This is a genomic window from Agrobacterium sp. NPDC089420, assembly GCF_044900305.1.
Classification (GTDB): domain Bacteria; phylum Pseudomonadota; class Alphaproteobacteria; order Rhizobiales; family Rhizobiaceae; genus Agrobacterium.
In genome coordinates, this window is record NZ_JBJDMY010000016.1 from 60,139 (window position 1) to 86,410 (window position 26,272).

The following is a 26,272-nucleotide window of genomic DNA, read 5'->3' on the forward strand; positions in this document are numbered from 1 at the left end:
AGGCCGCGCCTGCCCCGAACCGACGAACGACCCGTGATCATGACAGAAAAAACCTCCTTCAAGGTCGGCCTGATTGGCGCCGACATCCAGCTTTCCAAATCGCCGGCGCTGCACATGCGCGAGGGCGCGGCCCATGGCCTCGATTATTCCTATGAGCTGGTGGACGTCACCGCCCGCAATCTGCCCGCAAGCGCCCTTCCCGACCTGCTCGACGAGCTGGAGGCGCGCGGTTTTGCCGGCACCAACATCACCCATCCGTTCAAGCAGGCCGTCATCGCCCATCTCGATGAACTGTCGGACGATGCCCGCATGCTGGGCGCGGTCAACACCGTGGTCTTCAGGGATGGCCGCCGCATCGGCCACAATACCGACTGGTACGGCTTTTACGAAAGCTTCGTGCGCGGCCTGCCGGATGCGAAGCGGGCGCGGGCGCTGCTGGTCGGCGCCGGCGGGGCCGGGGTGGCTGTGGCCCATGCGGCGCTGAAGCTCGATATAGCCCGTCTCGATATTTTCGACCGCGATTTGCCGCGGGCAGAGCGGCTGGCCGGCGAACTGAACGTACGGTTCGGAGACGGCCGCGCCTTTGCCGTAAAAGACCCGGCGGCCTCCCTGCCTTTCGCCGACGGTCTCATCCATGCGACGCCGATGGGCATGCCTGCCCATCCCGGCATGCCGGTTGCGGCCGATCTCATCGAACAAAGGCACTGGGTGGCGGATATCGTCTATATGCCGCTCGTCACCGAACTGCTGGCGACGGCGGCGAAAAAGGGCTGTCGCACCCTGCCTGGCGGCGGCATGACCGTGTTCCAGGCCGTCGGCGCATTCCGCCTCTTCTGCGGCCGGGAGCCGGATGCGCAGCGCATGACCGCACATTTCACCGAACTTTGCCTGGCGGAGGGCGTGGCATGAGCCTTTTCACCATCCTCAACGGCCCCAATCTCAACCTGCTCGGCCAGCGCCAGCCGGACATCTATGGTTATGAGACCCTGGCCGATATCGAGGCCAATTGCCGCGCCATAACCGACGCCGCCGGTCACCAGCTGTTTTTCGCCCAGAGCAACCGCGAATACGAGCTGATCGACTGGATTCACGAGGCGCGCGGCACATCATCGGGCATCGTCATCAATCCCGGCGCCTTCACCCATACGTCGGTGGCGATCCTCGATGCGCTGAATGCCTTTGAAGCGCCCGTCATCGAGGTTCACATTTCCAACATACACAAACGCGAGGTTTTCCGCCACCATTCCTATGTCTCGACCCGCGCCGAAGGCGTGATCGCCGGCCTCGGCATCGAAGGTTACGCGGTGGCGCTCAGCCACCTCGTCAACCGTCTTTCCCGATCGTCGTGATATGGCCGGGCGTCAGCACATAACGCAGCACCATGTCGCTGACATGCCGCGACAATGTCTCCTGTCCCGCATCGGTGAACAGGCTGTTGCCGAAAATGAACGAGAAGGTCGCGACGTTCGAGACGTTGAAGAAGGACAGCGCGCTGATCTGCCAGTGCAGTTCCAGCGCATCGATGCCATCGCGGAAGATGCCGCGTTGCTGGCCGCGCAGCAGAACGCTTTCCAGCGCGTCGATGGCCGGGCGGTTGAGCTGGCGGATCGTTTCCGACGACTGCATGTGCCGGCCGTGATGGATGTTCTCGATCATCACCATGCGGATGAAGGCCGGATTGCGCCGGTGGTGATCGAAAGTGAACCGACAGAGCCTGTCGAGCGCGGCCGCCGGCTCCAGATCGTCCAGCTCCAGATCGCTCTCGCCGCCGCGCACCTTGGCATAGGCCTCTTCCAGCACACGCTGGTACAGGCTCTCCTTGTCGCTGAAATAATAATAGATCATGCGCTTGGACGTGCGCGTGCGCGCCGCAATTTCATCGATGCGGGCGCCGGAAAGGCCGTTCTGCGAAAACTCCTCCATGGCCACCGAAAGAATGTCGCGGCGAACCCCTTCCGGATCGCGCTTCGCCTGCCGGCTGTCTCGGGTTCCGTTCGAAATCGCGCTTTTGGTCATGATCCATTCCATCGGTGGGGCGGCGGCCTTCAGGTCACGCCCTGATTATTAACCAATCAGTACATAAGGCTGAAAAGGAAGGCAATATGGCGAGCTATGACACGATAAGACACGGCGTGCCAATGCGCACATCCATTGCAACCGTCTCGATCAGCGGCGAATTCCCGGAGAAACTGGCGGCCATCGCCAAGGCCGGTTTCAGTGGCGTGGAGATCTTCGAAAATGATTTCCTGACCTATGACGCCTCGCCGCGCGCGGTGAAGGCGCTGGCCGCCGATCACGGGCTGGATATCACCCTGTTCCAGCCGTTCCGCGATTTCGAGGGCATGCCGGAGCCGCATCGCAGCCGCGCCTTCGAGCGAGCCGAGCGGAAATTCGACATCATGGGCGAACTCGGCACCGATCTGATGCTGATCTGCTCGAATGTCTCGCCGGTGTCGCTCGGCGGCATAGACCGCGCCGCCGCCGATTTCCATCAGCTTGGTGAACTGGCCGCAAAACACGGCGTGCGCGTCGGCTACGAGGCGCTGGCCTGGGGCCGCCATATCAGCGATCACCGCGATGCCTGGGAGGTGGTTCGCCGTGCCGATCACGAAAATGTCGGCATCATCCTCGACAGTTTCCACACGCTGTCGCGCAAGATCGATCCCAATTCGATCCGCTCCATTCCCGGCGACAAGATCTTCATCGTGCAGCTGGCCGATGCGCCGCTGATCGACATGGACCTGCTCTACTGGAGCCGCCACTTCCGCAACATGCCGGGCGAAGGCGATCTGCCTGTCGTGGACTTCATGCGCGCCGTGGCTGCAACCGGCTATAGCGGCCCGCTGTCCTTGGAAATCTTCAACGACCAGTTCCGCGGCGGCTCGGCCCGGCTGCTTGCCGAAGACGGCCACCGTTCGCTCGTCAACCTTATGGATCAGGTGCGCCGCCTCGAACCCGATATCCGCATCGACGTGCCCGCCATGCCGGAACGGGTTGAGACGCAAGGGGTGGAGTTCGTCGAATTCACCACCGCGCCGGAGGAGAAGGCCAATCTGGAAGCGCTGCTCGCCACGCTGGGCTTTGAAAAAACCGCAAGGCATCGCAACCGCAATGTCGATCTTTATACCCAGGGCGATATCCGTATCGTCATCAATACCAGCGATGACGGCGACAGTTTTGCCGGTGCGTCCTATTCCATCCACGGCACCAACGCCTATGCCTTCGGCCTGAAGGTCGACAATGCCGAAGCAGCCCTTGCCCGGGCGGAAGCGCTCGGCGCGCCGACCTTCGCCGAACCGCGCAAGACCGGTGAAGTCGCCGTTCCCGCCATTCAGGGCGTCGGCAACGGCGTCATCTATTTCCTCGATGCGTCACCGCCGCTCGCCTCCATCTGGAACAAGGAATTCGTCTCCACGGATAGCTCGAAAGCACAGGGCGACGCCGGACTGACGCGCATCGATCATCTTGCGCAAACAACGCATTATGATGAAATGCTGACCTGGCTTCTGTTTTACACGTCGCTGTTTTCCTCCCGCCGCACGCCGATGGTGGATGTGGTCGATCCGGGTGGGCTGGTGCGCAGCCAGGCGATTGAAAGCGTGCCCTCACCGCATTTCCGCCTGACCATGAACGGCGCCGACAATCGCAAGACCTTCGCCGGCAAATTCCTGGCCGAGGGTTTCGGCACCAGCATCCAGCATATCGCCTTTGCCACCGACGATATTTTTGCCACGGCCAAGGCGATGCAGGCGCGCGGTTTCCACGCCCTGCCGATCTCGCGCAATTATTACGACGATCTGGAAGCCCGTTTCGGGCTGGAACCGGAATTTTCCGATGCGCTGAGGGCCGCGAGCATTCTCTACGACCGCGACGACAATGGCGAATATTTCCAGATCTACAGCCGCACCTTCGGCGAGGGTTTCTTCTTCGAAATCATCGAAAGGCGCGGCGCTTACGGCGGTTATGGCGCCATGAACGCCCCTTTCCGCATCGCGGCGCAACGGCGCCTTGCACCGCCTGTTGGCATGCCGAAGGAATAGCGGCGCGGAATGCCACTCGCCGGACGATTTTCGAACGGAATGCACCCGCTGAAGGTAGCGGCTTCGCCTCCTACCTCTCCTTCCCTCATCCCTGTGCTTGTCACAGGGATCCAGTCGATGCGCGTCTGCGCGGCGAGAAGGACTCCTTTTAGCCCAAGGACTTGGGCTGGCTGGATTCCTGTGACAAGCACAGGAATGAGGGAGAGAGCACGCATCCGCAAAGCTTAGCCTCACCACCATCCCCCGCACCAAATCTGCGCTCAATAAAAATGCACTTGCGCATTTGTAGAGCATTACACAAAAATTGTTCAACACTCTGGACATGATTGTTCTGTTTTGTTAGCTTTTTCGGCAAAACAAGGGTGGGGAATAAAGTTTCATGCGCATCGTCGAATCTGCCGCCGACGCAAATTATCCCGATGGTAGCTGCGAGGTCGCCAGCGGTGCTTCTGCGGCACTGCGGGTTTTGTATTGTCGGACGCCGGGCAAGGCGCTTTCCGCTGGCAATGCGGCCTGAAACATGCAGTCCCTCGTGACATTCCCGTCCTGTCCGCATGACGCCGCCCGGCGCATGCCTGCCCGCGACCTTTTCCCCCTTTCCATTTCAGATGACTGCGCGAAAATTGCCGCGCAGGCCATGACGGAGACGCTGACATGACCGCCGCAAACCGCAACGCCCTCCTGTCCGTCGAAGGCCTGAGCGTCGAGTTCGGTAACAGCCGCGTCGTGGACGACATTTCCTTCAGCGTCGAACCCGGCCGCACGGTCGCGATCGTCGGCGAATCCGGATCGGGCAAATCGGTCACCTCGCTTTCCACCATGCGCCTTGCGGACATGATGGGCGCGACCTACCCCACCGGCAAAATCCTGTTTGAAGGCAAGGACTTGCTGAAGGCGTCGCAGAAGGAGATGCGCGCGATCCGCGGCAAGGAGATCGCCATGATCTTCCAGGAGCCGATGACCTCGCTCAATCCCGTCTTCACCATCGGCGACCAGATCTGCGAAGTGCTTGTGCTGCATGAAAAGATGGGCAAACAGGCGGCGCTGGCGCAAGCACGGACGCTTCTCGAGATGGTGCGCCTGCCCGATGCGGCCGAGCTTCTGAAGCGTTATCCGCACCAGCTTTCCGGCGGCATGCGCCAGCGCGTGATGATCGCCATGGCGCTCGCCTGCCGGCCGAAGCTTTTGATCGCCGACGAGCCGACGACGGCGCTCGACGTGACCATTCAGGCGCAGATCCTCAACATCATGCGCGACCTGCAGAAAAAGCTCGGCATGGGCATGGTCTTCATCACCCATGATATGGGCGTGGTGGCGGAAATGGCCGATGACGTCGTCGTCATGTGGAAGGGCAAGAAGGTCGAGGAAGGTCCGGTCAAGGATATCTTCGCCAACCCGCAGCACCCTTACACGCGCGCTTTGCTTTCCGCCGTGCCGCGCCTCGGCAGCATGGAAGGCGAGGCGTTTCCCAAGCGCCTGCCGCTCACCATTTTGCAGGACGACAAGCCGGTCGTGGTCGGCGAGGAGCGTGTGCAGGACACCGCAAAATACGATCAGAAACCGCTTCTGTCGGTCAAGGACCTATTCGTGCGTTTCGATATCCGCAAGAACCTGTTCGGCAAGGCGACGCATCGCTGCAACGCCGTGCAGAAGGTCAGCTTCGATATTCACGCCGGAGAAACGCTGGCGCTGGTGGGCGAATCCGGTTCCGGCAAATCCACCATCGGCCGCACCATCCAGCAGCTGCAGACGGCCATATCGGGCGAGATTGCCTTTAATGGCCGCAGCTATGCGCAGATGTCGGCGGCGGAACGCTTCCGCATGCGCCAGGAGGTGCAATATATCTTCCAGGACCCCTTCGCCTCGCTCGATCCGCGCAAGACGGTCGGGTTCTCCATTGCCGAGCCGATCAACACCCATGGTTTGATCCATGATCAGAAAGCGGTAGGCCGGCGCGTGGATGAATTGCTGGAACGTGTGGGTTTAAGCTCCGAACATGCCGCGCGGTATCCGCACGAGTTTTCCGGCGGCCAGCGCCAGCGCGTCTGCATTGCCCGCGCGCTGGCTTCCGATCCGAAGCTCATCATCGCGGACGAAGCGCTCTCGGCGCTCGATGTCTCCATTCAGGCGCAGATCATCAATCTGTTCATGGACCTGCAGGCCGAGCGCGGTCTCGCCTATCTCTTCATCAGCCATGACATGGCGGTGGTGGAAAAGATGAGCCACCGCGTCGCCGTGCTTTATCTCGGCCAGATCATGGAAATCGGCAGCCGCCGGCAGGTCTTCGAAACCCCGACGCATGATTATACCCGCCGCCTGCTATCGGCCGTGCCGGTCGCCGATCCGTCCATCGAGCGCCGCATCGCCATGATCGAGGGCGAAATCCCCAATCCCGTGCGGCGTGTCGGCGACGAACCGGCCATTCTCGCCCATGAGGAAATCAATCCGGGCCACTTCATCGCGAAGAGCGCCTGAACAGCAACCAGAACCGCAACCATCTGAAGAGGAACAGGTAGATGACAATAATCAAGAAGGGGATGACGACAACGTTCGTCGCGCTTGCGCTGGCCGGCACGGCCTTTACAGCCGCACCGGCTTTCGCCGCCGGCAAGATGACGATTTCCACCCCGCAGGACCCCGGCAGCTGGGATCCGATCGACACCTTCCTCGTGCAATGGGCGGCTGTGGCCACCAACATCTTCGACGGCCTGACCTATCGCGGCCCGGACCTGAAGGTTGTGCCCGGCCTTGCCGAATCCTGGGAAGAACTGGATGAGGGCAAGCGCATCCGCTTCAAGCTGCGCCAGAACGTCAAGTTCCACAATGGCGAGCCTTTCAACGCCGCCGCCGTCAAGTTCACCTTCGAGCGCCTTCTCGGCGAACAGGGCGCCAAAGGTCCGCAGCGCTCCAACTATGTCGCCATCGAAAGCGTCGACGTCATCGACGACTATACGGTCGACATGAAGCTGAAGGCGTCGGATCCGGTGCTGCTGACCAAGCTTGCCGGTTATGGCGGCATGATCGTTCCGCCGAAGTACATTCAGGAAAAGGGCGAGGACAATTTCAACCTCAACCCGGTCGGCACCGGCGCATTCAAATTCGTGTCCTACGCGCCGAAGACCAATATCAAGCTGGAAGCCAACCCCGATTATTGGGGCGGCGCGCCGAAACTCTCCGAACTGGAGTATCGTTTCATCGCCGAGCCTTCGACCGCCGTTGCCGAATTGCAGGCCGGCCGTGTCGATCTCGTTATTCCGCCGACCATCCCGATCGGCATGATCCCGGTCATCGAGGGCGATTCCAAGCTTGAGATCGTCAGCGTTCCCGGCCCGACGGTCGATGCGCTGCGCTTCAACACCCGTGACGGCATCACAGCCGACCCGAAGGTGCGCAAGGCGATCATCATGGCCGTCGACCGCGGCACCATCGTCAAGTCGATCCTCGCCGGTCAGGCATCCGAGATCGCCAGCTTCCAGAGCGCGCTGTCCTTCGGTTACGACCCGGAACTGAAGCCGCTGCCTTACGATCCGGAAGGCGCGAAAAAGCTGCTTGCGGAAGCCGGCGTCAAGCCGGGTGCGGCGCTGCAGATCGATATCCGCGGCAATGACGCGACGATGAACGAGGTGGCGCAGGTCATTTCCAGCTACCTCTCCATGGTCGGCATCACCGCCACCATCAAGCCCTATGAAACCAACGTGCTGCTGAACGACATCATCCCGCAGGGCAAGACCGGCGCGATGTTCCAGCAGAAATGGGGCGGCTGGACCTTCGATTACGACAACACGGCCTATTCCATGTATCACTCGGGTGAAAAGTGGAACCCTTACGACAAGGACGAGACGCTGGACAAGCTTTTGGAATCCCAGCGTCCGCTGACCGACCGTGCCGAGCGCGAGAAGATCCTCAAGCAAATCGGCAGCTATACTGCCGAGCGCGCGCTGGAACTGCCGCTTTACAACACCAATGCCATTTACGGCATCAACAAGCGGGTCAAGGGTTTCGTCGCACCGCCGGATAACCGCCTGAAGCTGACCGACGTGACCGTCGAATAATCAGGCTGGTTTTCTGATCAACACACCTTGCCCGCCGCAATGCGGGCAAGGCCGGGTCTCTCTTCAAGGTAAAAAACGTGACCGGTTTCCTCATCAAGCGATTGCTGCAGGCGATTTTTGTCGTCATCGCCATCACCCTTCTCGTCTCCTTCGCCATCCGCCTCACCGGCGATCCGGCTGTCACCATGTTCCAGGGCGGCGGCAGCATGACGGAAGACGATCTGGCGCGCATCCGCGCAGCACTCGGCACCGACCGGCCGTTCTTCGTGCAATATTTCAGTTTCCTGAAGGGCCTCGTGACGCTGGATTTCGGCCGCAGCTTTACCGGCAGCACGCCGGTCTCGCGCCTCATCGCCGATGCCCTGCCCGCCACGCTGCTGCTCGCCTTCATCTCGATGGCGGTGTCGATCGCGCTCTCCATCCCGCTCGGCATCAAGGCGGCGACCTCACGCGGCAGGACGGCCGATCAGGTGATCCGCATCTTCTCGCTTATCGGCCTGTCCTTCCCGAATTTCTGGCTCGCCACCATGCTGGTGCTGCTGTTCTCCATCACGCTCGGCTGGCTGCCGCCGAGCGGCATGGGCGGTTTTGCCAGCTACATCATGCCCGCCGTGACGATGGGCGTCATCCTCACCGCCACCAATGTCCGCCTCGTGCGCACCGCCATGCTCGATACGCTGCGCTCGCAATATGTGATGGTGGCGCGCGCCAAGGGCCTCAGCGAAAGCAAGGTTCTCTACAAACACGCGCTGCGCAACTGCGCCATTCCGCTCATCACCTATTTCGGCCTGCAATTCGGCGGGCTGCTCGGCGGCATCGTCGTCATCGAGCGCGTCTTCAACTGGCCGGGCCTCGGCACGCTGGCCTTCGATGCAGTCGGCGCGCGCGATTATCCCGTGCTTCAGGCCGTCATCACCGTACTGTCGCTGATGATCGTCGGCATCAACCTTCTGGTCGATATCGCCTATGGGCTTGTCGATCCGCGCATCCGCACGGAGTAAGTGACGATGGCTGCCAAAACCTCGCGTCTCGCGCGCTTCACCAATCTCGAATTTGTCCTCGGCGCCTTTCTCACGACCGTCATCTGCCTTGCCGTCGTCTTTTCCGACGTGCTGTTTCCGGGCGGTGCGGACAAGATCGACCTGATGGCGCGCCTTGCCAGGCCTTTCGCCAATGCCGCCCACCCGCTCGGCACCGATCCGCTCGGCCGTGACGTGCTCGCCCGCGTCGTTGCCGGCGGCAAGATTTCGCTGCTGGTCGGTTTCACCTCGGTCATCGGTGCGGTCGTCTTCGGCGTCGCGGTCGGCCTGGTCGCCGGTTATTATCGCGGCTTCTGGGACATGCTGGTCATGCGTTTTGCCGATATCCAGCTGGCCATGCCCTTCATCCTGCTCGCCATCACCTTCATCGCCATTGTCGGCGGCAGCCTCACCAACACCATCATCCTGCTTATCGTCTCGCAATGGGTGCAATATGCCCGCCTCGTGCGCGGCTCGGTGCTGACGCTGAGAGAACGGGAATTCATCCTGTCTGCCCGCGCCATCGGCGTCAAAGACTGGCGCATCATCCTCCAGCACCTGCTGCCGAACCTCATCGGCCCGGTCATCGTGCTGATGACGCTCAATGTCGCCAACAACATTCTTCTGGAAAGCAGCCTCACCTTCCTCGGCCTCGGCGTTGATCCGACGATTCCGAGCTGGGGCGGCATGCTGGCGGATGGACGTACCTATCTGCAGACGGCATGGTGGGTCAGCGTCTTCCCCGGCCTCGCCATCCTCCTGACGGTGCTCGGCCTCAACCTTCTCGGCGACTGGCTGCGCGACAGCCTCGACCCCACCGGCAGAACCTCGAGGTGATCACGATGAGCCAGATTTTCGACCAGACCTTCGACCGGACGCTGGACATCCTCGTCGCCGGCGCCAGGCCCGGCCAGTCTTTCGAGGCATGGACCTTCGATGACGGCAAAAGCCGCCGCGCGGCCGAAAACAGGCTGCGGGAAAAGGGTGTCAGCGCCCGCATCCGCAGTGCCTACAAGCCGCTTCTTTTCACCTTCCTAGAAGACATCGACCTTGCGGGCGTCGAGGCCATCGAGGTGCGTTATCCCGTGCACGAAAGCGCGCCCGCCAACCGTTTCCGGCTGGAGGCCTATCCGCTGGCGGCGCTGGCCGGCACGGCGAAGATCGACTTCATCGCCCGCGATGACAATGCCTTCCATTACGACGTCGCGCTTCACCGCGCCGCCGGCACGGAAACGCTGACGGTTCTCGCACCGAACCGCGTTCACACCGATATTGTCGGCGAAACCAATGTCTCGCCCACCGGTTGGTTCCGGCTCACCGGCGAGGATGCCGGAGAGCGGATGGAAACGGATTATGAGCGGCTTTTCGAAGCCGCGACCAAGGCCGTGGCCAGCCATGACTGGGACGATGCAGAACCCTATTTCGAAGAACTGAATATCCGCGTCGCGCATCCGGCCGAGGACATGGCCCTGCCGGTTGGCGACGAGGTCCTCAGCCTTCGCGAAGCGCTGCATGAGGATTTGTATTTTTCGCTGCTGGAGTTCTTCCAGAAGAAATCCGGCCGTCCGCTGGGTGACCGGGGTCTCAAACCCGGCCAGATCGTCCCGGAAATCGTCAAAAGCGAGGGCGAAGTCTCCGTGCGCATCGAAACCCGCGCGCTCACCACCGCCTTCTTCGATGGCGGCGAGCAGCCGATCGATACGGCCCGTGAACCGGTCGCCGCAGGCCAGCTCGCCAGGCTGCTTGACGACATCGGCGGAGATGCCTTCGAGGCGCGCTCCCGCGCCGGCCGCATCCTCTCCGCCCGTTATCTGGCCGGCAGCGATGCCGCCGTGATGATCAGCGGCGGCCAGCATCCCAACGAGACGACCGGCATCGTCGGCGCAATCCGCGCCGCCCGCAGGCTGAAACAGCGCAAGGGCGCACATTTCACCATCTCGCCGCTGGAAAATCCGGACGGTTACGCCCTGCACCAGCGGCTGCGCCTCGACAATCCGCGCCACATGCACCATGCGGCGCGCTACACTGCGCTGGGAGACGACCTCGAATATCGCACGCCGGACAATTCGGGCAGCCATATCAACGAGAAGGACATCCGTTTCAAGGCGCAGGGCATGAGCGGCGCAAACCTGCATGTGAACCTGCACGGTTATCCCTCGCATGAGTGGACCCGGCCGCTTTCCGGTTATGTGCCGCGCAATTTCGCCATGTGGACGCTGCCGAAGGGCTTTTTCCTCATCATCCGCCATCACGCGGACTGGGAAAACCAGGCCGAAGCCCTGCTCGACCGGGTGACCCGCCATCTCGGCGCCATTCCGGGGCTTCTCGACTACAACAACCGCCAGATCGCGCTTTATGAAATCCACGCAGGCGAAACCGGTTTCCGCATCATCAACGGCTTCCCCTGCCTCTCCTCCGTCGACGACCGCCACACCGTGCCGATGACGCTGATCACCGAATATCCCGACGAGACGATCTACGGCGACGATTTCATCACCGGCCATACCGCGCAGATGGAAACGGTTCTGTCGGCCTACGAGGCCTGGCAGGAGATTGCCGGCGGAGCCGCTGCATAAGATCAGGGCCGCCGCGGATCGGCAACAGGCAATGACGCGCCGGCCGCGAAGGCCGCCTTCGTCAGACGCCCGCCTGTTCCGGGGCATCCGCAACCTCCCGATCTTGTCGGCGGAACGGGTCCTTCGCGCCAGCCCAGGGACAATGCCATGTGTGAGCGGCGCTTTTCATGCCTTGCGACCGCCCTTAACCGGCGGCTTACTTTGCCGGCGTCGTGGGCGTCGCAAGCTTCTGGTCGCGCTGCTTCTGCAGCAGCTTCTTGCCCTTGCTGAGAATATGCAGGTTGGCGGCGTCGAGCTTGTTGTAACCTGCCTGAATAATATCGATATCGGCAACGTGGCCGATCGCCGCGAGCTTGTACATGACGTCGCCGACAGCCACGTCGATGGTTGGCGCCGGCGCGGATGCGGCGTCCTTCAACGCCGCCTGAATATCATCTGCCGTTCCGCCCATGGCGTGATAGAGCGTGAGCGCCTTGCGCAGGAATGCCTCACGACGCTCGATCCGGTTGTTGAGCCTATTTTCTCCAATGCGATTGCGCATCAGCTCAACAGCTTTATTCTGATATTCGCCCATCAACACACCAAGTAAAGTTCAAAAATATGCTTTGCGAGACTACGAACAATCCCCTTAGAACTGGTTAAGGCAACCGGTTCCGCCTTTGTGAGAACACTATCCCGCACCGGGTTTGCCCGAAGCTGTCTTCGCTTGAGAGCCTTGCCGGCGGTCGCCGGTTTGAAAATCGCCGGCACGGCCGCATAATGTCGGATCCACTATGGGGCAAAGCGGAATGGGACGATATTGATAACCGTCAGGTTATCTATTACCCCCCTTATTTCATTTTACTTTGGCCACCGCACTCATCAATCTGGCAGTCTGGATCGGTGGATGGGAGCCACGGATCAACTGGGAGGAAATCATGAAATTACGGATCACCGCCGCAATCGCGGCCATCTGTTTCAGTTCTGCCGCTTATGCCGAAACGATCAAGGTCGGCGTCGTCGGTCCGTTCTCCGGGCCGTTTGCGCTGCAGGGCAAGAACTTCAAGGCCGGCATCGACGCCTGGTTTGCCCTTCACGGCAACAAGGTCGGCGATGACACGATCGAGGTCGTCTATCGCGATGTGCCGCAGGCCGATCCGGCGCAATCCAAGGCGCTGGCGCAGGAGCTGGTGGTGAAGGAACGCGTGCAATATCTCGCCGGCTTCTATTTCACCCCGGACGCCATGGCCGTCACGCCGCTTCTGAAGCAGGGCAATGTGCCGATGGTCATCATGAATGCCGCCACCTCGGCCATCGTGACGAAAAGCCCCTATGTGGTGCGCACCTCTTTCACCACCTGGCAGACCTCCACCCCCATCGCCAAGGTGGCCTTTGACGGCGGCGTGAAGAAGGTCATTTCGCTGGTCAGCGATTACGGCCCGGGCGTCGATGCCGAAAACGCCTTCAAGGCGGCCTTTACCGCCGCCGGCGGCGAGGTGGTGGAAACCATCCGCATGCCGCTTTCCACCAATGATTTCAGCCCGATCATGCAGCGCGTGAAGGATTCCGGCGCGCAAGGGGTTTTCGCCTTCCTGCCGTCCGGCCCGACCACGCTCGGTTTCGTCAAGGCCTTCAACGATAACGGCCTGAAATCCGCAGGCGTCAAGCTTTTCGCGCCGGGCGACCTTACCCAGGAATCCGACCTGCCGGCGCTGGGCGAAGCCGCACTCGGCATGCAGACGACCTTCCATTACGCCGTCTCGCATGATTCGCCCGAGAACAAGACCTTCGTGGAAGCCGCCGCCAAGGCGATCGGCAATCCCAAGGAACTGTCCTTCCCCGCAGTCGGCGCCTTTGACGGCATGTATGTCATCAGCAAGATGATCGAGGCGACCGGCGGCAAGCAGGATGCGGAAAAGGCGGTGGATGCGGTGAAGGGTCTTTCCTGGACAAGCCCGCGCGGCCCTGTCAGCATCGATCCGGAAAGCCGCCACATCACGCAGAACATCTATCTGCGCGAAGTGGCCAAGGCGGATGACGGTAGCTATTACAACAAGGAAGTCCAGACCTTCGAAAAACAGGGCGACCCTGGTCTCGCCGCCGCGAAATAACCGGCGACACGGGCCTCGCCGCCACAATAGCGGCCATTCTTGAAACGGTCGAACCGCCCCTAGGGCGGTTCGGTTCCGGCCCGGACGGGCGTTGCAGCACCGGGAGGAGTTTTTTCAGCATGCAGACGGTCTTCAGCATCCTCATCGATGCGCTTGCCTATGGCATGGTCCTGTTCATCATCTCCATCGGCCTTTCGGTGACGATGGGGCTGATGCGGGTGGTCAATCTGGCGCATGGCGCCTTCGCCATGATCGGCGGTTATCTCGCCTCCTATGCCGCCCACGGCCTCGGCCTCGATTATGCCGTGGCAATCCTCGTCGCCATCGTCGGCACCATCGTCATCGCCATTCCGCTTGAGCGTTTCCTCTATCGCCGCATCTATGGCGCGCCGGAACTGACGCAGGTGCTGATGACCATCGGCATCACCTTTTGCATCATCGGCATCGCCAATTTCGTCTTCGGCCCGACGCTGAAGACCATTCCGCTGCCGCAGCAGCTGGCCGGCCCCACCGATCTCGGCTTCCGCACCATCGCCACCCACCGCATCTTCGCCATTGCCTGCGGCCTGGCCGTGGCCGGCGCGCTGTGGTTCACCTTCGAGAAGACCGCCTTCGGCATCAAGCTGCGCGCTGCTGTCGATAATGCCGCCATGGCGGCCGCGCTCGGCGTGCGCACCGAGATCATCTATGCCGTCAGCTTCGCCATCGCCGTCGGCCTTGCCGCCATGGGCGGCGTCATCGGCGCGGAACTGCTGCCGGTCGAGCCCTATTATGCGCTGCGCTACATGGTCACCTTCCTCGTGGTGGTCTCGGTCGGCGGCGCGGGCTCCATTCCCGGCGCGCTGATCGCCTGCCTGCTGCTCGGCGCCATCGATACGACCGGGCGGTATCTTGCGCCCGAATATGGCGAATTCTTCTTTTATCTGGCGGTCATCGTGATCATCACCTTGTTCCCGCGCGGCCTTCTCGGAAGGGCGAAATGAGATGGCGGTGCTCATGAACGACGTGACTGAAACGGCGGAGATCCCGAAGGCGCGCTCGCCGCTGCGCACGCTTGCGGGGCCGCTCCTCATCCTAATCGCCGCCATTGCCGGTTATTACCTGTTTCCGGATAATCTGGCGCTTCTGACCCGCATCATCGCCATTGCGCTCTTGGTGCTGTCGATCGATCTCGTCACCGGTTATTGCGGCGTCGCAACCCTTGGCCATGCCGCCCTCTTCGGCGCGGGCGCTTATGCCGCCGGCATTGCCGCGGCCCATTTCGAAATCACCGATCCGCTTCTCATGACCGTAATCGGCGCGGCTGCGGGCGGCGTCGCCGGGCTGGTCTCCGGCACGGTGCTGCTGCGCGCCCACGGCCTGCCGCAGCTCGTGCTCTCCATCGCCGTCATCCACCTGTTCCATGAGGCGGCCAACAAGGCATCGGGCTGGACCGGTGGCAGCGACGGTCTTGCCGGCGTTTCCCCGGACGCGCTGTTCGGCGCCTTCGAATTCGACCTCTTCGGCCGCACCGCCTATATTTACGGCGTCTGCCTGCTGCTCCTCGTTTTCCTCGCCCTCAGGGTCGTGGTCAATTCGCCCTTCGGCATGTTGTGCCGTGGCGTCAAGCAGGACAGCATCCGCATTCAGGCCATGGGCGGCGCCGTCAACGGCACGATCTTGAAGATGTTCGTGATATCGGGCATCGTCGCCGGCATTGGCGGCGCACTCAACGCCATCTCCACCCAGGTCGTCGGCCTCGACAGCCTCAGCTTCACGCTTTCGGCCGAAGCGCTGGTCATGCTGGTGCTCGGCGGCGCGGGCTCGCTTTACGGCGCGCTGATCGGTACCGTCACCTTCATGTGGTTCGAAGATGTCGTCTCCGCCGCCAATCCGTTCCACTGGCTCACCATTGTCGGTCTGCTGCTGATCGCCGTCGTGCTCTTTGCACCACGCGGGCTTTATGGCGCGGGTGAGCAGGTCGTTGCGCGCCTGCGGGGAGATCGCAAATGAGCGCCATTTTCGAAGTCTCCGGCCTCAAGAAAAATTTCGGCGGCCTCGTCGTCACCAATGATGTCTCGCTGTCGCTTTCGCCGGGAGACCGCACGGTGCTGATCGGCCCCAATGGCGCCGGCAAGACCACCTTCGTCAATCTGGTCACCGGCAATATCAAACCCTCGGCCGGCACGGTGCGCATCGCCGGCGAGGACGTGACCGGGCTCAGCGCCAGCCAGCGGGTGAAACGCGGCCTCGTGCGCTCGTTTCAGGTCACGCGGCTGTTTCAGGACATGACGCCTGAGGAGCATGTTGCGCTCGCCATTCTCCAGCGCGAAGGCAAGACCGGCCGGATTTTCGGCCGTTACCGCGCCATGCCCGCGGTGATGAGCGAAGCGCGCGACATTCTCGGCACGCTCGGCCTTCTGGCGCTTGCCGAAACAAGGGTGCGTGAAATCGCCTATGGCCAGCAGCGGCTGATCGAGATCGCGCTTGCCATGGCGCTTCGCCCGAAAATCCTGCTGCTCGACGAACCGGCCGCCGGCGTGCCCTCCACGGAAACCGCGCGCATCGAACAGGCGCTCGACCGGCTGCCGGCCGACCTCGCGATCCTGATGATCGAGCACGACATGGATCTGGTCTTCCGTTTCGCCCGACGCGTCGTGGTTCTGGCGGCCGGCGCCGTCATCTTCGACGGTTCGCCGGAAGACGTCACCAGCAATGCGGAAGTCCGCCAAGCCTATCTCGGAAGTTACGCCAATGCCCGCAGCGCCGCTTGAAATCGTCAACCTCACCGCCGGTTATGGTCCGACAAGGGTCATCGAGGGCCTGTCGCTGTCCGTGCCGTCGGGTTCGCGTTTCGCGGTTCTCGGCCGCAACGGCGTCGGCAAGACCAGCCTTTTCGCCACGCTGGCCGGCCAGACGAAACGTTTTGCCGGCGATATCCGCATCGGCGGAGAAGACATCGCCGCTTTGCCGAGTGCTGCCCGCGCCAAAGCCGGCCTCGGTTACGTGCCGCAGACGCGGGACGTCTTCCCGACGCTGACCGTTGAGGAAAACCTCTTCGTCGGCCTCAAGACCCGGCCGAAATCTGCGATCGAGGAAGCTTACACGCTGTTTCCGCGCCTCAAAGAGCGCCGCCGCAATCTCGGCTCGCAGCTTTCCGGCGGCGAACAGCAGATGCTCTCCACCGCCCGCACCATTCTCGGCCAGCCGCGCGTGCTGCTGCTCGACGAACCGCTCGAAGGCCTCGCCCCCGTCATCTGCGAAGAACTGATGGCCGCCTTCTCCAAACTCGCCCAATCCGGCGAAATGACCATTCTCCTCGTCGAACAGCGCATCCAGATGGCCATCGACTTCGCCGACCACGCCATCATCATGGAACGCGGCCGCATCGTCTGGGAAGGACCGTCGAGCGAGCTTGCGGAGAACCCGGATATTATCGACACGCATCTCGGGGTTGGCGGGTTGCACTGAGCCACCCTCACCCTCATTCCTGTGCCTGTCACAGGAATCCAGCCAGCCCAAGTCCTTGGGCTGAAAGGAGTCTCTCCGCCGCGCAGACGCGCGTCGACTGGATCCCCGTGACATCCTCGGGCGTGTTCCGGGGAACAGGGATGAGGGAGTATGTGGTGACCCTCCGCGGCCTGATCATAGGGCGTGACTCACAGGCCGTGCAGATGAGCAGATATATCATCCCAATCCGGATTTGTGCTTTCAATCAGATTGAGCTTCCATTGCCGAGGCCATTTCTTGATCGTTTTTTCCCGAGTGATCGCACTCGTCAAGAGGTCGTATTCCTCGAACCACACAAGCATCTTCACACCATATCGTGACGTAAATCCGGGCGTGAGTTCATTCTGATGTTCGAATAGTCTATTGGGCAAATCCTTCGTAACGCCAGTATAGAGCGTTCCGTTTCGCTTGGATGCTAAAATATAAACGTAGCCTTTCATGTAAATGAACGTGCATCTTTCCTTAATGCTTCGCAAGGTCGAATTATATCCTCCCCTCATTCCTGTGCTTGTCACAGGAATCCAGTCAGCCCAAGTCCTTGGGCTGGAAGAAGACCCTCCCCGCCGCGCAGACGCGCGACGGCTGGATCCCTGTGACAGGCACAGGGATGAGGAGAGTGCGTGGGGCAGCCTGCGTCCATCACCCCCCCCTGCCTCATTCCCCCCTCAAAAAACCCAATGGAATAAAAATTCCATTGCAGTTAAACTGCACACGATTTCAGTCTGCACAAGGGAACGACAATGACGGCAATCGAGGCGCCAGAATCGGTGAAGGCTTTTGAGGAGCGGCTGCTCCAGGTCGCGGAGGGCCTGCCGAAACGGTTGCGGCAATGCGCCGATTATGTCGCCTCCAATCAGGATCGCATCGCCGTTTCCACCGTCGCCGAAATGGCGGAAGGTGCGGGTGTGCAGCCTTCGGCCTTCATGCGCTTTTGCCAGATCATGGGTTTCTCCGGCTTTTCGGAAATGCAGCGCCTGTTTCGTGATTCCTATGTCGGCGGCTGGCCGGATTATGCCACGCGGCTCGATCACCTGCGGGAAAAGGGCGATGAGAGCGCCTCCGGCCTGCTGGCGGAATTCGTGGAGGCCGGCCGGTCCTCGCTGGAAATGCTGCTGAAATCGGTCGATACACGCCAGCTTGACGAGGCTGTTTCGGCGCTGGCCGGCGCGCGCACCGTGCATATCATCGGTTTGCGGCGCTCTTTCCCGATTGCCAGCTATCTCGCTTACGCCTTCGAGAAGATGAAGGTGCCGGCGGTTCTGCACAGCGCCGTCGGCGGGCTTGGCAATATCAGCGCCATTTCCAGCGACGACGCGCTGATCGCGATCACCTTCTCCCCCTATTCCACTGAGACGCTGGAACTGGCGGAAAACGCCCGCGCCAACGGCATTCCGGTCGTGGCGCTTTCCGATTCCGCGGTCAATCCGCTCCGGAAATCCGGCGCGACGCTGCTGACCGTCACCGAAATCGATTTCGGCGCATTCCGCTCGCTTTCCGCCACGCTCTGTCTCGCCATCACGCTGGCGGTTGCTGTGGGAACACGCAAGACAGCCTGAATATTTTTATTGAAAACGGAAAAAATAGAATTTATGATCCAAATCCATGAAACGGGCATTCCATCATCGTCCGTCTCGTGACGGAGGACTGTGGGCGGAGGAGGCTCACCGGAGCGGGATGGCGGAAGATGCGGGCGGCTTCGCCCGGTGTCGCTCCAAACATGTGAGGCAGGCCGCCGCAACAGGCGGCCCGAAGGAGGAACCTTTTGAAAAAACTTGATCTTATCACGATCGGGCGCTCGTCTGTCGATCTTTACGGTTCGCAGGTCGGCGGCCGTCTGGAGGACATGGCCTCCTTTGCAAAATATATTGGCGGCTCGCCCACCAATATCGCCGCCGGCGCCGCGCGCCTTGGATTGAACAGCGCCGTCATCACCCGTGTGGGTGACGAGCATATGGGCCGCTTCATCCGCGAACAGCTGGTGCGTGAAGGCGTTGACGTGCGCGGCGTGAAGACGGACCCGGAGCGGCTGACCGCGCTGGTGCTGCTCGGCATTCGCGACCAGAACCAGTTCCCGCTGATCTTTTATCGCGAAAACTGCGCCGACATGGCGCTCAGCGAAGATGATATCGATCCCGCCTTCATTGCCGAGGCCGGCTGCATCTGCGCCACCGGCACGCATCTGTCGCATCCTAAAACGGAAGCGGCCGTGCTGAAGGCGCTGAAACTCGCCCGCGAGAATGGCGCAAAGACCGCGCTCGATATCGATTACCGCCCCAATCTCTGGGGTGTGGCCGGCCATGGCGATGGCGAGAGCCGTTTCGTCGAATCGCAGAAGGTCACCGCCAAGCTGCAATCCACCCTGCATCTGTTCGATCTCATCGTCGGCACGGAAGAGGAATTCCACATTGCCGGCGGCTCCACCGATACGCTGACCGCGCTCAACGCCGTGCGCAAGGTTTCGAATGCGACGCTGGTGTGCAAGCGCGGGCCGATGGGTGCTTCGGTTTTCGCCGGCGACATTCCGGCAAGCCTCGACGATGGCGAGACCGGCGAAGGTTTTCCGATCGAGGTCTTCAACGTTCTGGGCGCGGGTGACGGCTTCATGGCCGGCCTCTTCCGCGGCTGGCTGCGCGGCGAAGACTGGCCGACGACGCTGAAATACGCCAATGCCTGCGGCGCCTTCGCCGTCTCCCGCCATGGCTGCACGCCGGCCTATCCGAGCTGGGAAGAGCTGCAATATTTCTTCAAGGCCGGCATCCGCAACAAGGCGTTGCGCAAGGACGAGGCGCTGGAGCAGGTGCACTGGTCCACCAACCGCAAGGGCGACTGGGACACGATGCGCGTCTTCGCCTTCGACCACCGCATGCAGCTGGAAGCCATCGCCGACGGGCTTGGTGTGAAACACGAGCAGATCGGCGCCTTCAAGAAACTCTGCCTCCAGGCGGCACATCAGGTGGCCGGTGGTGAGGCGGGTTACGGCATTCTCTGCGACGGTCGTCTTGGCCGCGACGCGCTGTTTGCCGCCAGCGGCTCCGGCCTGTGGATCGGCCGTCCGGTGGAATGGCCGGGCTCGCGCCCGCTGACGCTGGAACCCGATCTCGGCAAGGATTTTGGCGGGCTTTCGGAATGGCCGCTTGAAAATGTCGTCAAGGTTCTGTGTTTTTATCACCCCGACGATACGGATGAGATGCGCGCCGCGCAGGAAGAGACGGTCATGCGTCTGTTCCAGGCGACACGCCGCAACCGGCTGGAAATGCTGCTGGAGGTCATTCCCTCCAAGGTCGGCCCGACCGACGATCTGACTGCCGCCCGCATCATCGAGCGTTTTTACGAGATCGGCGTTTACCCCGACTGGTGGAAGCTGGAGCCGATGAAGACCCGCGCCGCCTGGAAGAATGCCTGCGACGCCGTCAATCGCAACGACCCTTACGTGCGGGGCATCGTCGTTCTCGGTCTCGATGCACCGCAAAGCGAGCTGGAAGAGAGCTTCCGCCTTGCCGCCGGCTTCGATCTGGTCAAAGGTTTCGCCGTTGGCCGCACGATCTTTGCGGAAGCCGCCCGCGGCTGGCTTTCCGGCAAGATAACCGACGAGGAAGCAGTGAAGGATATGGCGCAGCGTTACACCAGCCTGTGCCGCATTTGGGATGAGGCGCGCGCCAAAAAGGGAGAGGCAGCGTGAAGACAATCAGATTGACGGCTGCGCAGGCCATGGTTCGTTACCTGGCGGCGCAGATGAATGAACACGGCGAAACCTATATTGCCGGCATGTGGGCCATTTTCGGCCATGGCAATGTCGCCGGCATCGGCGAGGCGCTTTATGGCATCCGCGACGAATTGCCGACCTATCGCGGCCAGAACGAGCAATCCATGGCCCATGCGGCCATCGCCTATTCCAAGCAGCTGCGCCGCCGCCGCGCCATGGCGGTCACCTCCTCCATCGGCCCCGGTGCGGCCAATATGGTGACAGCGGCAGCGCTGGCGCATGTCAACCGCCTGCCGGTGCTGTTGATCCCCGGCGATGTCTTCGCCAATCGCGGCCCCGACCCCGTTCTGCAGCAGCTCGAAGATTTCGGCGACGGCACGACGACGGTGAATGACTGCTTCCGCCCGGTCAGCCGCTATTTCGACCGTATCATGCGGCCGGAACAGTTGCTGACGGCGCTTCCCCGCGCCATGCGCACCATGACGGACCCGGCCGATTGCGGCCCCGTCACGCTCGCCTTCTGCCAGGATGTGCAGGCGGAAGCCTATGATTACCCCGAAAGTTTCTTCGAAAAACGGGTCTGGCGCCAGCGCCGTCCCGAGCCGGATGTGGTGGAATTCGAAGAGGCGATCGCGGCGCTGAAGGCGGCGAAGCACCCGATCATCGTTGCCGGCGGCGGCGTGCATTTTGCCGGCGCAACCGACACGCTGAAGCGCTTTGCCGAAACCCATTCCATTCCCGTCGTGGAGACGCAGGCCGGTAAATCGGCATTGGCCTGGGATCACGATCTCAATTTCGGTCCCGTCGGCGTTACCGGTGCGGAAAGCGCCAATATCATCAGCGAGAAGGCCGATCTGGTTTTCGGCGTCGGCACCCGTTTTCAGGATTTCACCACCGGCTCCTGGGCGCTGTTCAAGAACCCGAACCGCAAGATCCTGGCGCTCAACGTGCAGCCCTATGACAGCGCCAAGCACGATGCCATCAGCCTCACGGCCGATGCCAAGATCGGGCTTGAAAAGCTCTCCGCAGCGCTTGGCAGCCACCGTTTTGCAGCGCCCAATGCCGGCCTCAAGGCGGCATGGTTCGAAAAGGCCGATGCCGATACGGCGGCACCGGGCGAGGACAATGCCAACAGCCTGCCCACCGACATGCAGGTCATCGGCGCGGTGCAGCGCCAGTCGCGTGACAATACCGTCGTCATGTGCGCGGCAGGCACCATGCCGGGCGAGCTTCACCAGCTGTGGAAATCCAAGCTGCCGCTCTCCTATCACATGGAATACGGCTTCTCCTGCATGGGTTATGAAGTGGCCGGCGGTCTCGGCATCAAGATGGCGGAACCGGACCGGGATGTGATCGTCATGGTCGGCGACGGCTCCTACATGATGATGAATTCCGAGCTTGCCACATCGGTCGCCATGGGCGTGAAGATCACCCTCGTCATCACTGACAATCGCGGTTACGGCTGCATCAACCGCCTGCAGATGGAAACCGGTGGCGCGGAGTTCAACAACCTCTACGCCCACACCAACGTCAACCCGATTGCCATCGATTTCGTGGCCCATGCCGGCTCGATGGGGGCGGATGCGCGCAAGGTCTCCACCATTTCCGAGCTGGAAGAGGCGCTTGCCGCCGCCCGCGCCTCCAGCCGCACCACCGTCATCGTCATCGATACCGATCCTTACCCGACGCCGCGCGCCGGCGGTCACTGGTGGGATGTCGCGGTGCCCGAAGTGTCCGACCGCGCCGAAATAGGCCCGGCCCGCGCCCGTTATGAAAACCATGTCAAGGAAAGACAGTAAGATGATCCGTTACGGTACCAACCCGATTGCCTGGTCCAACGACGACGACCGCACGCTGGGCGCCCATATCAGCCTGGAGCAATGCCTTGATGAAACCGCGAAGATCGGCTTCGACGGCATAGAGAAGGGCCACAAGTTCCCGACGGAGCCGGAAGGCCTGAAGGGCGTGCTTTCGCCGCGCGACCTCTCCTTCGTCTCCGGCTGGCATTCGCTGAACCTCCTGACCGACGACATCGAATCCGAAAAGAAGGCGATGCAGCCGGCGCTTGACCTGCTGAAAGCCATGGGCTCGAAGGTCATCATCGTCTGCGAGACCTCCAATGCCATCCATGGCGCTGACGACACGGCGCTGGTCGACCGTCCGCGCCTTGCGGCCGAGGACTGGGCGAAATTCGGCGCGGGCGTCGAGGCGCTGGCCGCCTTTGCCGCAGAACAGGGCATCACCCTCGTTTATCACCACCACATGGGAACGGTGGTCGAGAGCGAAGAGGAGATCGACCTCCTGATGAAACATACCGGTCCTAAGACGCATCTGCTGCTCGATACCGGCCATTGCCTGTTCGGCGGCGGCGATCCCGTGCGCGTCGCGCAGAAATATATGGGCCGCGTCGGCCATATCCATGCCAAGAACGTGCGTCCCGTCATTGCCGATCAGGTGCGCAATGAGCGGCTTTCCTTCCTCGAAGGCGTTCGCCGCGGCGTGTTCACCGTTCCCGGCGACAGCGAAGGCGGCGTGGACTTTCCGCCGGTGCTGAAGGTGGCGGCCGAGCATGGTTACAGCGGCTGGCTGGTAATCGAGGCCGAACAGGACCCTGACGTGCGCAACCCGTTCGAATATCAGAGCCTCGGGCTGAAATCGCTGAAGGCTTTTGCGCGCGAGGCGGGGCTGGATAAGGCCGAGGCTGCTTGAAGCGTCGGGGTAGCACCGGTGTATACGTCGTCTAAGGATCGCATATTCCGGCGCAACCCCCTCCCCCTCATTCCTGTGCTTGTCACAGGAATCCAGCCGACGCGTGTCTACGCGGCGGCAAGACTCCTCTCAGCCCAAGGACTTGGGCTGGCTGGATCCCTGTGACAAGCACAGGGATGAGGGAAACGCGGGAATAGCCGCCCGATAAATTGAACGACTGACCAAAAAGGAACGCCACCATGACCTCACTTCTGCGCAAGCCGGTCGCGACCAGCGGCAAGGTGCACGACATCACGCCCCAAAGCGCGGATTGGGGTTATGTCGGTTTCGGCCTCTACCGCCTGAAGCCGGGTGAAAAGGCGGCGGAAAACACCGGCGATACCGAAGTCATCCTCGTGCTGGTGGAAGGCAAGGCGACGATTTCCGCAGGCGGTAAAGATTTCGGTGAACTCGGCGACCGCATGAACGTGTTCGAGCGCAAGCCGCCGCATTGCGTCTACGTTCCGGCCGGCTCAGAATGGTCGCTGACGGCCACGACCGATTGCACCGTCGGCGTCTGCACCGCACCCGGCGAAAAAGGCAGCCGCGAAGCGCAGCAGATCGGCCCCAATGGCGTGCAGCTGACCGAACGCGGCAAGGGCGCCAATACGCGTTACATCTTCCCCATCGCCATGGAAGAGCGCGATGTGGCCGACAGCCTGCTGGTAACGGAAGTCTTCACGCCGTCGGGCAACTGGTCGTCCTATCCGCCGCATCGGCATGACGAGGATAATTACCCCGACATGACCTATCTGGAAGAGACCTATTATCATCGCCTCAACCCGGCGCAGGGTTTCGGTTTCCAGCGCGTCTTCACCGAGGATGGCGCGCTGGATGAGACCATGGCGGTGTCGGACGGCGATGTCGTGCTCGTTCCCAAGGGCCACCACCCCTGCGGCGCGCCCTATGGTTACGAGATGTATTACCTGAATGTGATGGCGGGGCCGATGCGCAAATGGCGCTTCAAGAACCATCCGGATCACGACTGGATTTTCAAGCGGGATAATCCCTGAGACGCACGACGTCCCTCATTTCTGTGCTTGTCACAGGAATCCAGCCGACGCGCGTCTGCGCGGCGGGGAGAGTCTTCCCAGCCCACGGACTTGGGCTGGCTGGATCCCTGTGACAAGCACAGGGATGAGGGCGGAGGGGCTTTGTTTCGCCTGCCACATTTCAATAAACGCTCAATACGTTGATTTCATTATAAAACTCTCGGGAGGAAAATACCATGGCCGCTCTTGGCGTGGGCCTTATCGGCACCGGTTATATGGGCAAATGCCACGCGCTGGCGTGGAACAATGTCAAGAGCGTCTTCGGCGATGTCGAACGCCCCCGCCTCGTGACGCTCGCGGAAGTCAACCCGGAGTTGGCGGCCAGGAAAGCGGCCGAGTTCGGTTTCGCCCGCTCGACAGGCAACTGGCGCGACCTGCTTTCCGATCCGGAGATCGACGTCATCTCGGTCACCACGCCCAACGCCTTCCACCCGGAAATGGCGATTGCCGCCCTTGAGGCCGGCAAACATGTCTGGTGCGAAAAGCCTATGGCGCCCGCCTTTGCCGATGCGGTGAAGATGCGCGATGCCGCCCGCCGGTCCGGTAAGGCGGCGGCGATGGGTTACAACTATATTCAGAACCCCGTCATCCGCCACATCCGCCGCCTGATCGACGAAGGCGCGATCGGCAAGGTCTATCACGTCCGCGCCGAAATGGACGAGGACTTCATGGCCGATGCCACCCAGCTCTTCTACTGGAAGAGCGAGGCATCTTCCGGTTACGGCGCGCTGGATGATTTCGCCGTGCATCCGCTGTCATTGCTTTATGCCCTGTTCGGCCACGCACAAAGCGCCATCACGGACATGGTGAAACCCTATGAGACCCGCCCGCTTGCCGGCGGCGGCGAGCGCGCGGTCGAGACGCATGACCTTGCCAGCGTTCTCCTGAAGCTCGAAGGCGGCATTTCCGCCGTGCTGATCGCCAACCGTTCCGCCTGGGGCCGCAAGGGCCGCATCGCCATCCAGATCTATGGTTCCACCGGTTCGATCCTGTTCGATCAGGAGCGGATGAACGAGTTCCAGCTCTACACCACGGATGGACGCCCGGAGGAACAGGGCTTCCGAACCATCCTCACCGCCCCCCACCACAAGCCCTATGACCGCTTCATCCCCGCTCCCGGCCACGGCCTCGGTTTCAACGACCTGAAGGTCATCGAATGCCGGGAGCTGATCGCGGCAATCGAGGGGAAAAAGGCCCATATCATCGATTTCGAGGAAGGGCTGAAGATCGAGCGCAGCATTCACGCCATGGCGCGGTCGTTTGCCGAAGGGCGTTGGGTGGGAAGCGCGGAGATTGCGGAATAGGACGGGTGCAGGCGCGGGGTCGACCGCCGTCGTCACAAACTTCTCTTCCGTCATGCCGGACTAGATCCGGCATCCAGCCACGGCGCGTCTGCGCCGTGAGAAACAATTCTTTTGCGATCAAAGACTTGATCGCGCTGGACCCCGGATCAAGTCCGGGGTGACGGTGCGCGGGATTTGTGAGCGGACAAAGCCATTCGCC

General features: G+C 61.7%; 23 protein-coding genes. 20 read left to right on the plus strand and 3 right to left on the minus strand.

The genetic code is table 11. From position 1 onward, the window contains the following. The first annotated feature begins 39 nt into the window (after positions 1 to 39). Positions 40 to 909, plus strand: a complete 870-nt coding sequence (locus ACI2KA_RS21485) for a shikimate dehydrogenase (RefSeq protein WP_404504487.1) — start codon at positions 40 to 42, stop codon at positions 907 to 909. Next, the gene (gene aroQ, locus ACI2KA_RS21490; protein ID WP_404504488.1) at positions 906 to 1,349 is read left to right on the plus strand and encodes a type II 3-dehydroquinate dehydratase; all 444 of its coding nucleotides are present in this window, start codon (positions 906 to 908) and stop codon (positions 1,347 to 1,349) included. The genes ACI2KA_RS21485 and aroQ overlap by 4 nt, the downstream gene beginning before the upstream one ends. Here aroQ and ACI2KA_RS21495 read toward each other — a convergent pair. Then, complete coding sequence (locus ACI2KA_RS21495; protein WP_404504489.1) at positions 1,324 to 2,016, minus strand: TetR/AcrR family transcriptional regulator; 693 nt, start codon at positions 2,014 to 2,016, stop codon at positions 1,324 to 1,326. The two genes, aroQ and ACI2KA_RS21495, sit on opposite strands and share 26 nt — an antisense overlap. 122 nt (positions 2,017 to 2,138) lie before the next feature. On the opposite strand from ACI2KA_RS21495, the gene ACI2KA_RS21500 reads away from it, so the two are divergent. From ACI2KA_RS21500 to ACI2KA_RS21530, 7 genes are all read left to right on the plus strand, one after another. Then, positions 2,139 to 4,040 carry a bifunctional sugar phosphate isomerase/epimerase/4-hydroxyphenylpyruvate dioxygenase family protein gene (locus tag ACI2KA_RS21500; RefSeq protein ID WP_404504564.1) on the plus strand — a complete coding sequence of 634 codons (1,902 nt, stop codon included), beginning with the start codon at positions 2,139 to 2,141 and terminating at the stop codon, positions 4,038 to 4,040. Between the two features lie 379 nt (positions 4,041 to 4,419). Continuing rightward, complete coding sequence (locus ACI2KA_RS21505; protein WP_404504490.1) at positions 4,420 to 4,557, plus strand: hypothetical protein; 138 nt, start codon at positions 4,420 to 4,422, stop codon at positions 4,555 to 4,557. A gap of 137 nt (positions 4,558 to 4,694) precedes the next feature. Then, positions 4,695 to 6,515 (plus strand): ABC transporter ATP-binding protein, encoded by a 1,821-nt coding sequence (locus ACI2KA_RS21510; protein WP_404504491.1) that lies wholly within the window; start codon positions 4,695 to 4,697, stop codon positions 6,513 to 6,515. 41 nt (positions 6,516 to 6,556) lie between these two features. Then, complete coding sequence (locus ACI2KA_RS21515; protein WP_404504492.1) at positions 6,557 to 8,092, plus strand: ABC transporter substrate-binding protein; 1,536 nt, start codon at positions 6,557 to 6,559, stop codon at positions 8,090 to 8,092. 77 nt (positions 8,093 to 8,169) lie between these two features. Further along, the gene (locus ACI2KA_RS21520; protein WP_404504493.1) at positions 8,170 to 9,093 is read left to right on the plus strand and encodes an ABC transporter permease; all 924 of its coding nucleotides are present in this window, start codon (positions 8,170 to 8,172) and stop codon (positions 9,091 to 9,093) included. Between the two features lie 6 nt (positions 9,094 to 9,099). Further along, on the plus strand, positions 9,100 to 9,948 hold the full coding sequence (locus ACI2KA_RS21525; RefSeq protein ID WP_404504494.1) for an ABC transporter permease: 849 nt from the start codon (positions 9,100 to 9,102) through the stop codon (positions 9,946 to 9,948). A 5-nt stretch (positions 9,949 to 9,953) separates the two neighbouring features. After that, the gene (locus ACI2KA_RS21530; RefSeq protein WP_404504495.1) at positions 9,954 to 11,687 is read left to right on the plus strand and encodes a M14 family metallopeptidase; all 1,734 of its coding nucleotides are present in this window, start codon (positions 9,954 to 9,956) and stop codon (positions 11,685 to 11,687) included. Between the two features lie 196 nt (positions 11,688 to 11,883). Here the strand turns inward: ACI2KA_RS21530 and ACI2KA_RS21535 are convergent, their stop codons facing one another. Next, positions 11,884 to 12,261, minus strand: coding sequence for a hypothetical protein (locus ACI2KA_RS21535; RefSeq protein ID WP_404504496.1), 378 nt, complete (start codon positions 12,259 to 12,261; stop codon positions 11,884 to 11,886). 343 nt (positions 12,262 to 12,604) lie between these two features. Here ACI2KA_RS21535 and ACI2KA_RS21540 point away from each other — a divergent pair, with 343 nt between their 5' ends. From ACI2KA_RS21540 to ACI2KA_RS21560, 5 genes are all read left to right on the plus strand, one after another. Beyond that, positions 12,605 to 13,777: an ABC transporter substrate-binding protein gene (locus tag ACI2KA_RS21540; protein WP_404504497.1), complete on the plus strand. Its 1,173-nt coding sequence runs from the start codon at positions 12,605 to 12,607 to the stop codon at positions 13,775 to 13,777. Positions 13,778 to 13,896: 119 nt separating this feature from the next. After that, the gene (locus tag ACI2KA_RS21545) at positions 13,897 to 14,760 is read left to right on the plus strand and encodes a branched-chain amino acid ABC transporter permease (RefSeq protein WP_404504498.1); all 864 of its coding nucleotides are present in this window, start codon (positions 13,897 to 13,899) and stop codon (positions 14,758 to 14,760) included. A 1-nt stretch (position 14,761) separates the two neighbouring features. After that, positions 14,762 to 15,769: a branched-chain amino acid ABC transporter permease gene (locus ACI2KA_RS21550; RefSeq protein WP_404504499.1), complete on the plus strand. Its 1,008-nt coding sequence runs from the start codon at positions 14,762 to 14,764 to the stop codon at positions 15,767 to 15,769. Then, positions 15,766 to 16,530: an ABC transporter ATP-binding protein gene (locus ACI2KA_RS21555; RefSeq protein WP_404504500.1), complete on the plus strand. Its 765-nt coding sequence runs from the start codon at positions 15,766 to 15,768 to the stop codon at positions 16,528 to 16,530. Before ACI2KA_RS21550 ends, ACI2KA_RS21555 begins: the two co-directional genes overlap by 4 nt. Next, a complete protein-coding gene (locus tag ACI2KA_RS21560) occupies positions 16,511 to 17,227 on the plus strand; it encodes an ABC transporter ATP-binding protein (RefSeq protein ID WP_404504501.1) in 717 nt (238 codons plus the stop codon). The genes ACI2KA_RS21555 and ACI2KA_RS21560 overlap by 20 nt, the downstream gene beginning before the upstream one ends. Before the next feature lie 188 nt (positions 17,228 to 17,415). Here ACI2KA_RS21560 and ACI2KA_RS21565 read toward each other — a convergent pair whose 3' ends face one another. After that, positions 17,416 to 17,706 carry a GIY-YIG nuclease family protein gene (locus ACI2KA_RS21565; RefSeq protein WP_174033401.1) on the minus strand — a complete coding sequence of 97 codons (291 nt, stop codon included), beginning with the start codon at positions 17,704 to 17,706 and terminating at the stop codon, positions 17,416 to 17,418. 300 nt (positions 17,707 to 18,006) lie between these two features. On the opposite strand from ACI2KA_RS21565, the gene ACI2KA_RS21570 reads away from it, so the two are divergent. The 6 genes from ACI2KA_RS21570 (at position 18,007) to ACI2KA_RS21595 (ending at position 26,073) form a co-directional block, all read left to right on the plus strand. Further along, the gene (locus ACI2KA_RS21570) at positions 18,007 to 18,822 is read left to right on the plus strand and encodes a MurR/RpiR family transcriptional regulator (RefSeq protein ID WP_404504502.1); all 816 of its coding nucleotides are present in this window, start codon (positions 18,007 to 18,009) and stop codon (positions 18,820 to 18,822) included. 206 nt (positions 18,823 to 19,028) lie between these two features. Next, the gene (iolC, locus tag ACI2KA_RS21575) at positions 19,029 to 20,945 is read left to right on the plus strand and encodes a 5-dehydro-2-deoxygluconokinase (RefSeq protein ID WP_404504503.1); all 1,917 of its coding nucleotides are present in this window, start codon (positions 19,029 to 19,031) and stop codon (positions 20,943 to 20,945) included. Next, positions 20,942 to 22,768: a 3D-(3,5/4)-trihydroxycyclohexane-1,2-dione acylhydrolase (decyclizing) gene (gene iolD, locus ACI2KA_RS21580; RefSeq protein WP_404504504.1), complete on the plus strand. Its 1,827-nt coding sequence runs from the start codon at positions 20,942 to 20,944 to the stop codon at positions 22,766 to 22,768. The genes iolC and iolD overlap by 4 nt, the downstream gene beginning before the upstream one ends. 1 nt (position 22,769) lies before the next feature. Continuing rightward, positions 22,770 to 23,678: a myo-inosose-2 dehydratase gene (gene iolE / locus ACI2KA_RS21585; protein WP_404504505.1), complete on the plus strand. Its 909-nt coding sequence runs from the start codon at positions 22,770 to 22,772 to the stop codon at positions 23,676 to 23,678. Between the two features lie 239 nt (positions 23,679 to 23,917). Beyond that, positions 23,918 to 24,730 carry a 5-deoxy-glucuronate isomerase gene (iolB, locus tag ACI2KA_RS21590; RefSeq protein WP_404504506.1) on the plus strand — a complete coding sequence of 271 codons (813 nt, stop codon included), beginning with the start codon at positions 23,918 to 23,920 and terminating at the stop codon, positions 24,728 to 24,730. 215 nt (positions 24,731 to 24,945) lie between these two features. Beyond that, a complete protein-coding gene (locus tag ACI2KA_RS21595; protein ID WP_404504507.1) occupies positions 24,946 to 26,073 on the plus strand; it encodes a Gfo/Idh/MocA family protein in 1,128 nt (375 codons plus the stop codon). The last annotated feature ends 199 nt before the right edge of the window (positions 26,074 to 26,272 follow it).

Bases quoted from the DNA above. Each gene is read 5' to 3' on its own strand.
- ACI2KA_RS21485 (WP_404504487.1), top strand. From the start codon at position 40: ATGACAGAAAAAACCTCCTTCAAGGTCGGCCTGATTGGCGCCGACATC.
- aroQ (WP_404504488.1), top strand. From the start codon at position 906: ATGAGCCTTTTCACCATCCTCAACGGCCCCAATCTCAACCTGCTCGGC.
- ACI2KA_RS21495 (WP_404504489.1), bottom strand. From the start codon at position 2,016: ATGACCAAAAGCGCGATTTCGAACGGAACCCGAGACAGCCGGCAGGCG.
- ACI2KA_RS21500 (WP_404504564.1), top strand. From the start codon at position 2,139: ATGCGCACATCCATTGCAACCGTCTCGATCAGCGGCGAATTCCCGGAG.
- ACI2KA_RS21505 (WP_404504490.1), top strand. From the start codon at position 4,420: ATGCGCATCGTCGAATCTGCCGCCGACGCAAATTATCCCGATGGTAGC.
- ACI2KA_RS21510 (WP_404504491.1), top strand. From the start codon at position 4,695: ATGACCGCCGCAAACCGCAACGCCCTCCTGTCCGTCGAAGGCCTGAGC.
- ACI2KA_RS21515 (WP_404504492.1), top strand. From the start codon at position 6,557: ATGACAATAATCAAGAAGGGGATGACGACAACGTTCGTCGCGCTTGCG.
- ACI2KA_RS21525 (WP_404504494.1), top strand. From the start codon at position 9,100: ATGGCTGCCAAAACCTCGCGTCTCGCGCGCTTCACCAATCTCGAATTT.
- ACI2KA_RS21530 (WP_404504495.1), top strand. From the start codon at position 9,954: ATGAGCCAGATTTTCGACCAGACCTTCGACCGGACGCTGGACATCCTC.
- ACI2KA_RS21535 (WP_404504496.1), bottom strand. From the start codon at position 12,261: ATGGGCGAATATCAGAATAAAGCTGTTGAGCTGATGCGCAATCGCATT.
- ACI2KA_RS21540 (WP_404504497.1), top strand. From the start codon at position 12,605: ATGAAATTACGGATCACCGCCGCAATCGCGGCCATCTGTTTCAGTTCT.
- ACI2KA_RS21545 (WP_404504498.1), top strand. From the start codon at position 13,897: ATGCAGACGGTCTTCAGCATCCTCATCGATGCGCTTGCCTATGGCATG.
- ACI2KA_RS21550 (WP_404504499.1), top strand. From the start codon at position 14,762: ATGGCGGTGCTCATGAACGACGTGACTGAAACGGCGGAGATCCCGAAG.
- ACI2KA_RS21555 (WP_404504500.1), top strand. From the start codon at position 15,766: ATGAGCGCCATTTTCGAAGTCTCCGGCCTCAAGAAAAATTTCGGCGGC.
- ACI2KA_RS21560 (WP_404504501.1), top strand. From the start codon at position 16,511: ATGCCCGCAGCGCCGCTTGAAATCGTCAACCTCACCGCCGGTTATGGT.
- ACI2KA_RS21565 (WP_174033401.1), bottom strand. From the start codon at position 17,706: ATGAAAGGCTACGTTTATATTTTAGCATCCAAGCGAAACGGAACGCTC.
- ACI2KA_RS21570 (WP_404504502.1), top strand. From the start codon at position 18,007: ATGACGGCAATCGAGGCGCCAGAATCGGTGAAGGCTTTTGAGGAGCGG.
- iolE (WP_404504505.1), top strand. From the start codon at position 22,770: ATGATCCGTTACGGTACCAACCCGATTGCCTGGTCCAACGACGACGAC.
- iolB (WP_404504506.1), top strand. From the start codon at position 23,918: ATGACCTCACTTCTGCGCAAGCCGGTCGCGACCAGCGGCAAGGTGCAC.
- ACI2KA_RS21595 (WP_404504507.1), top strand. From the start codon at position 24,946: ATGGCCGCTCTTGGCGTGGGCCTTATCGGCACCGGTTATATGGGCAAA.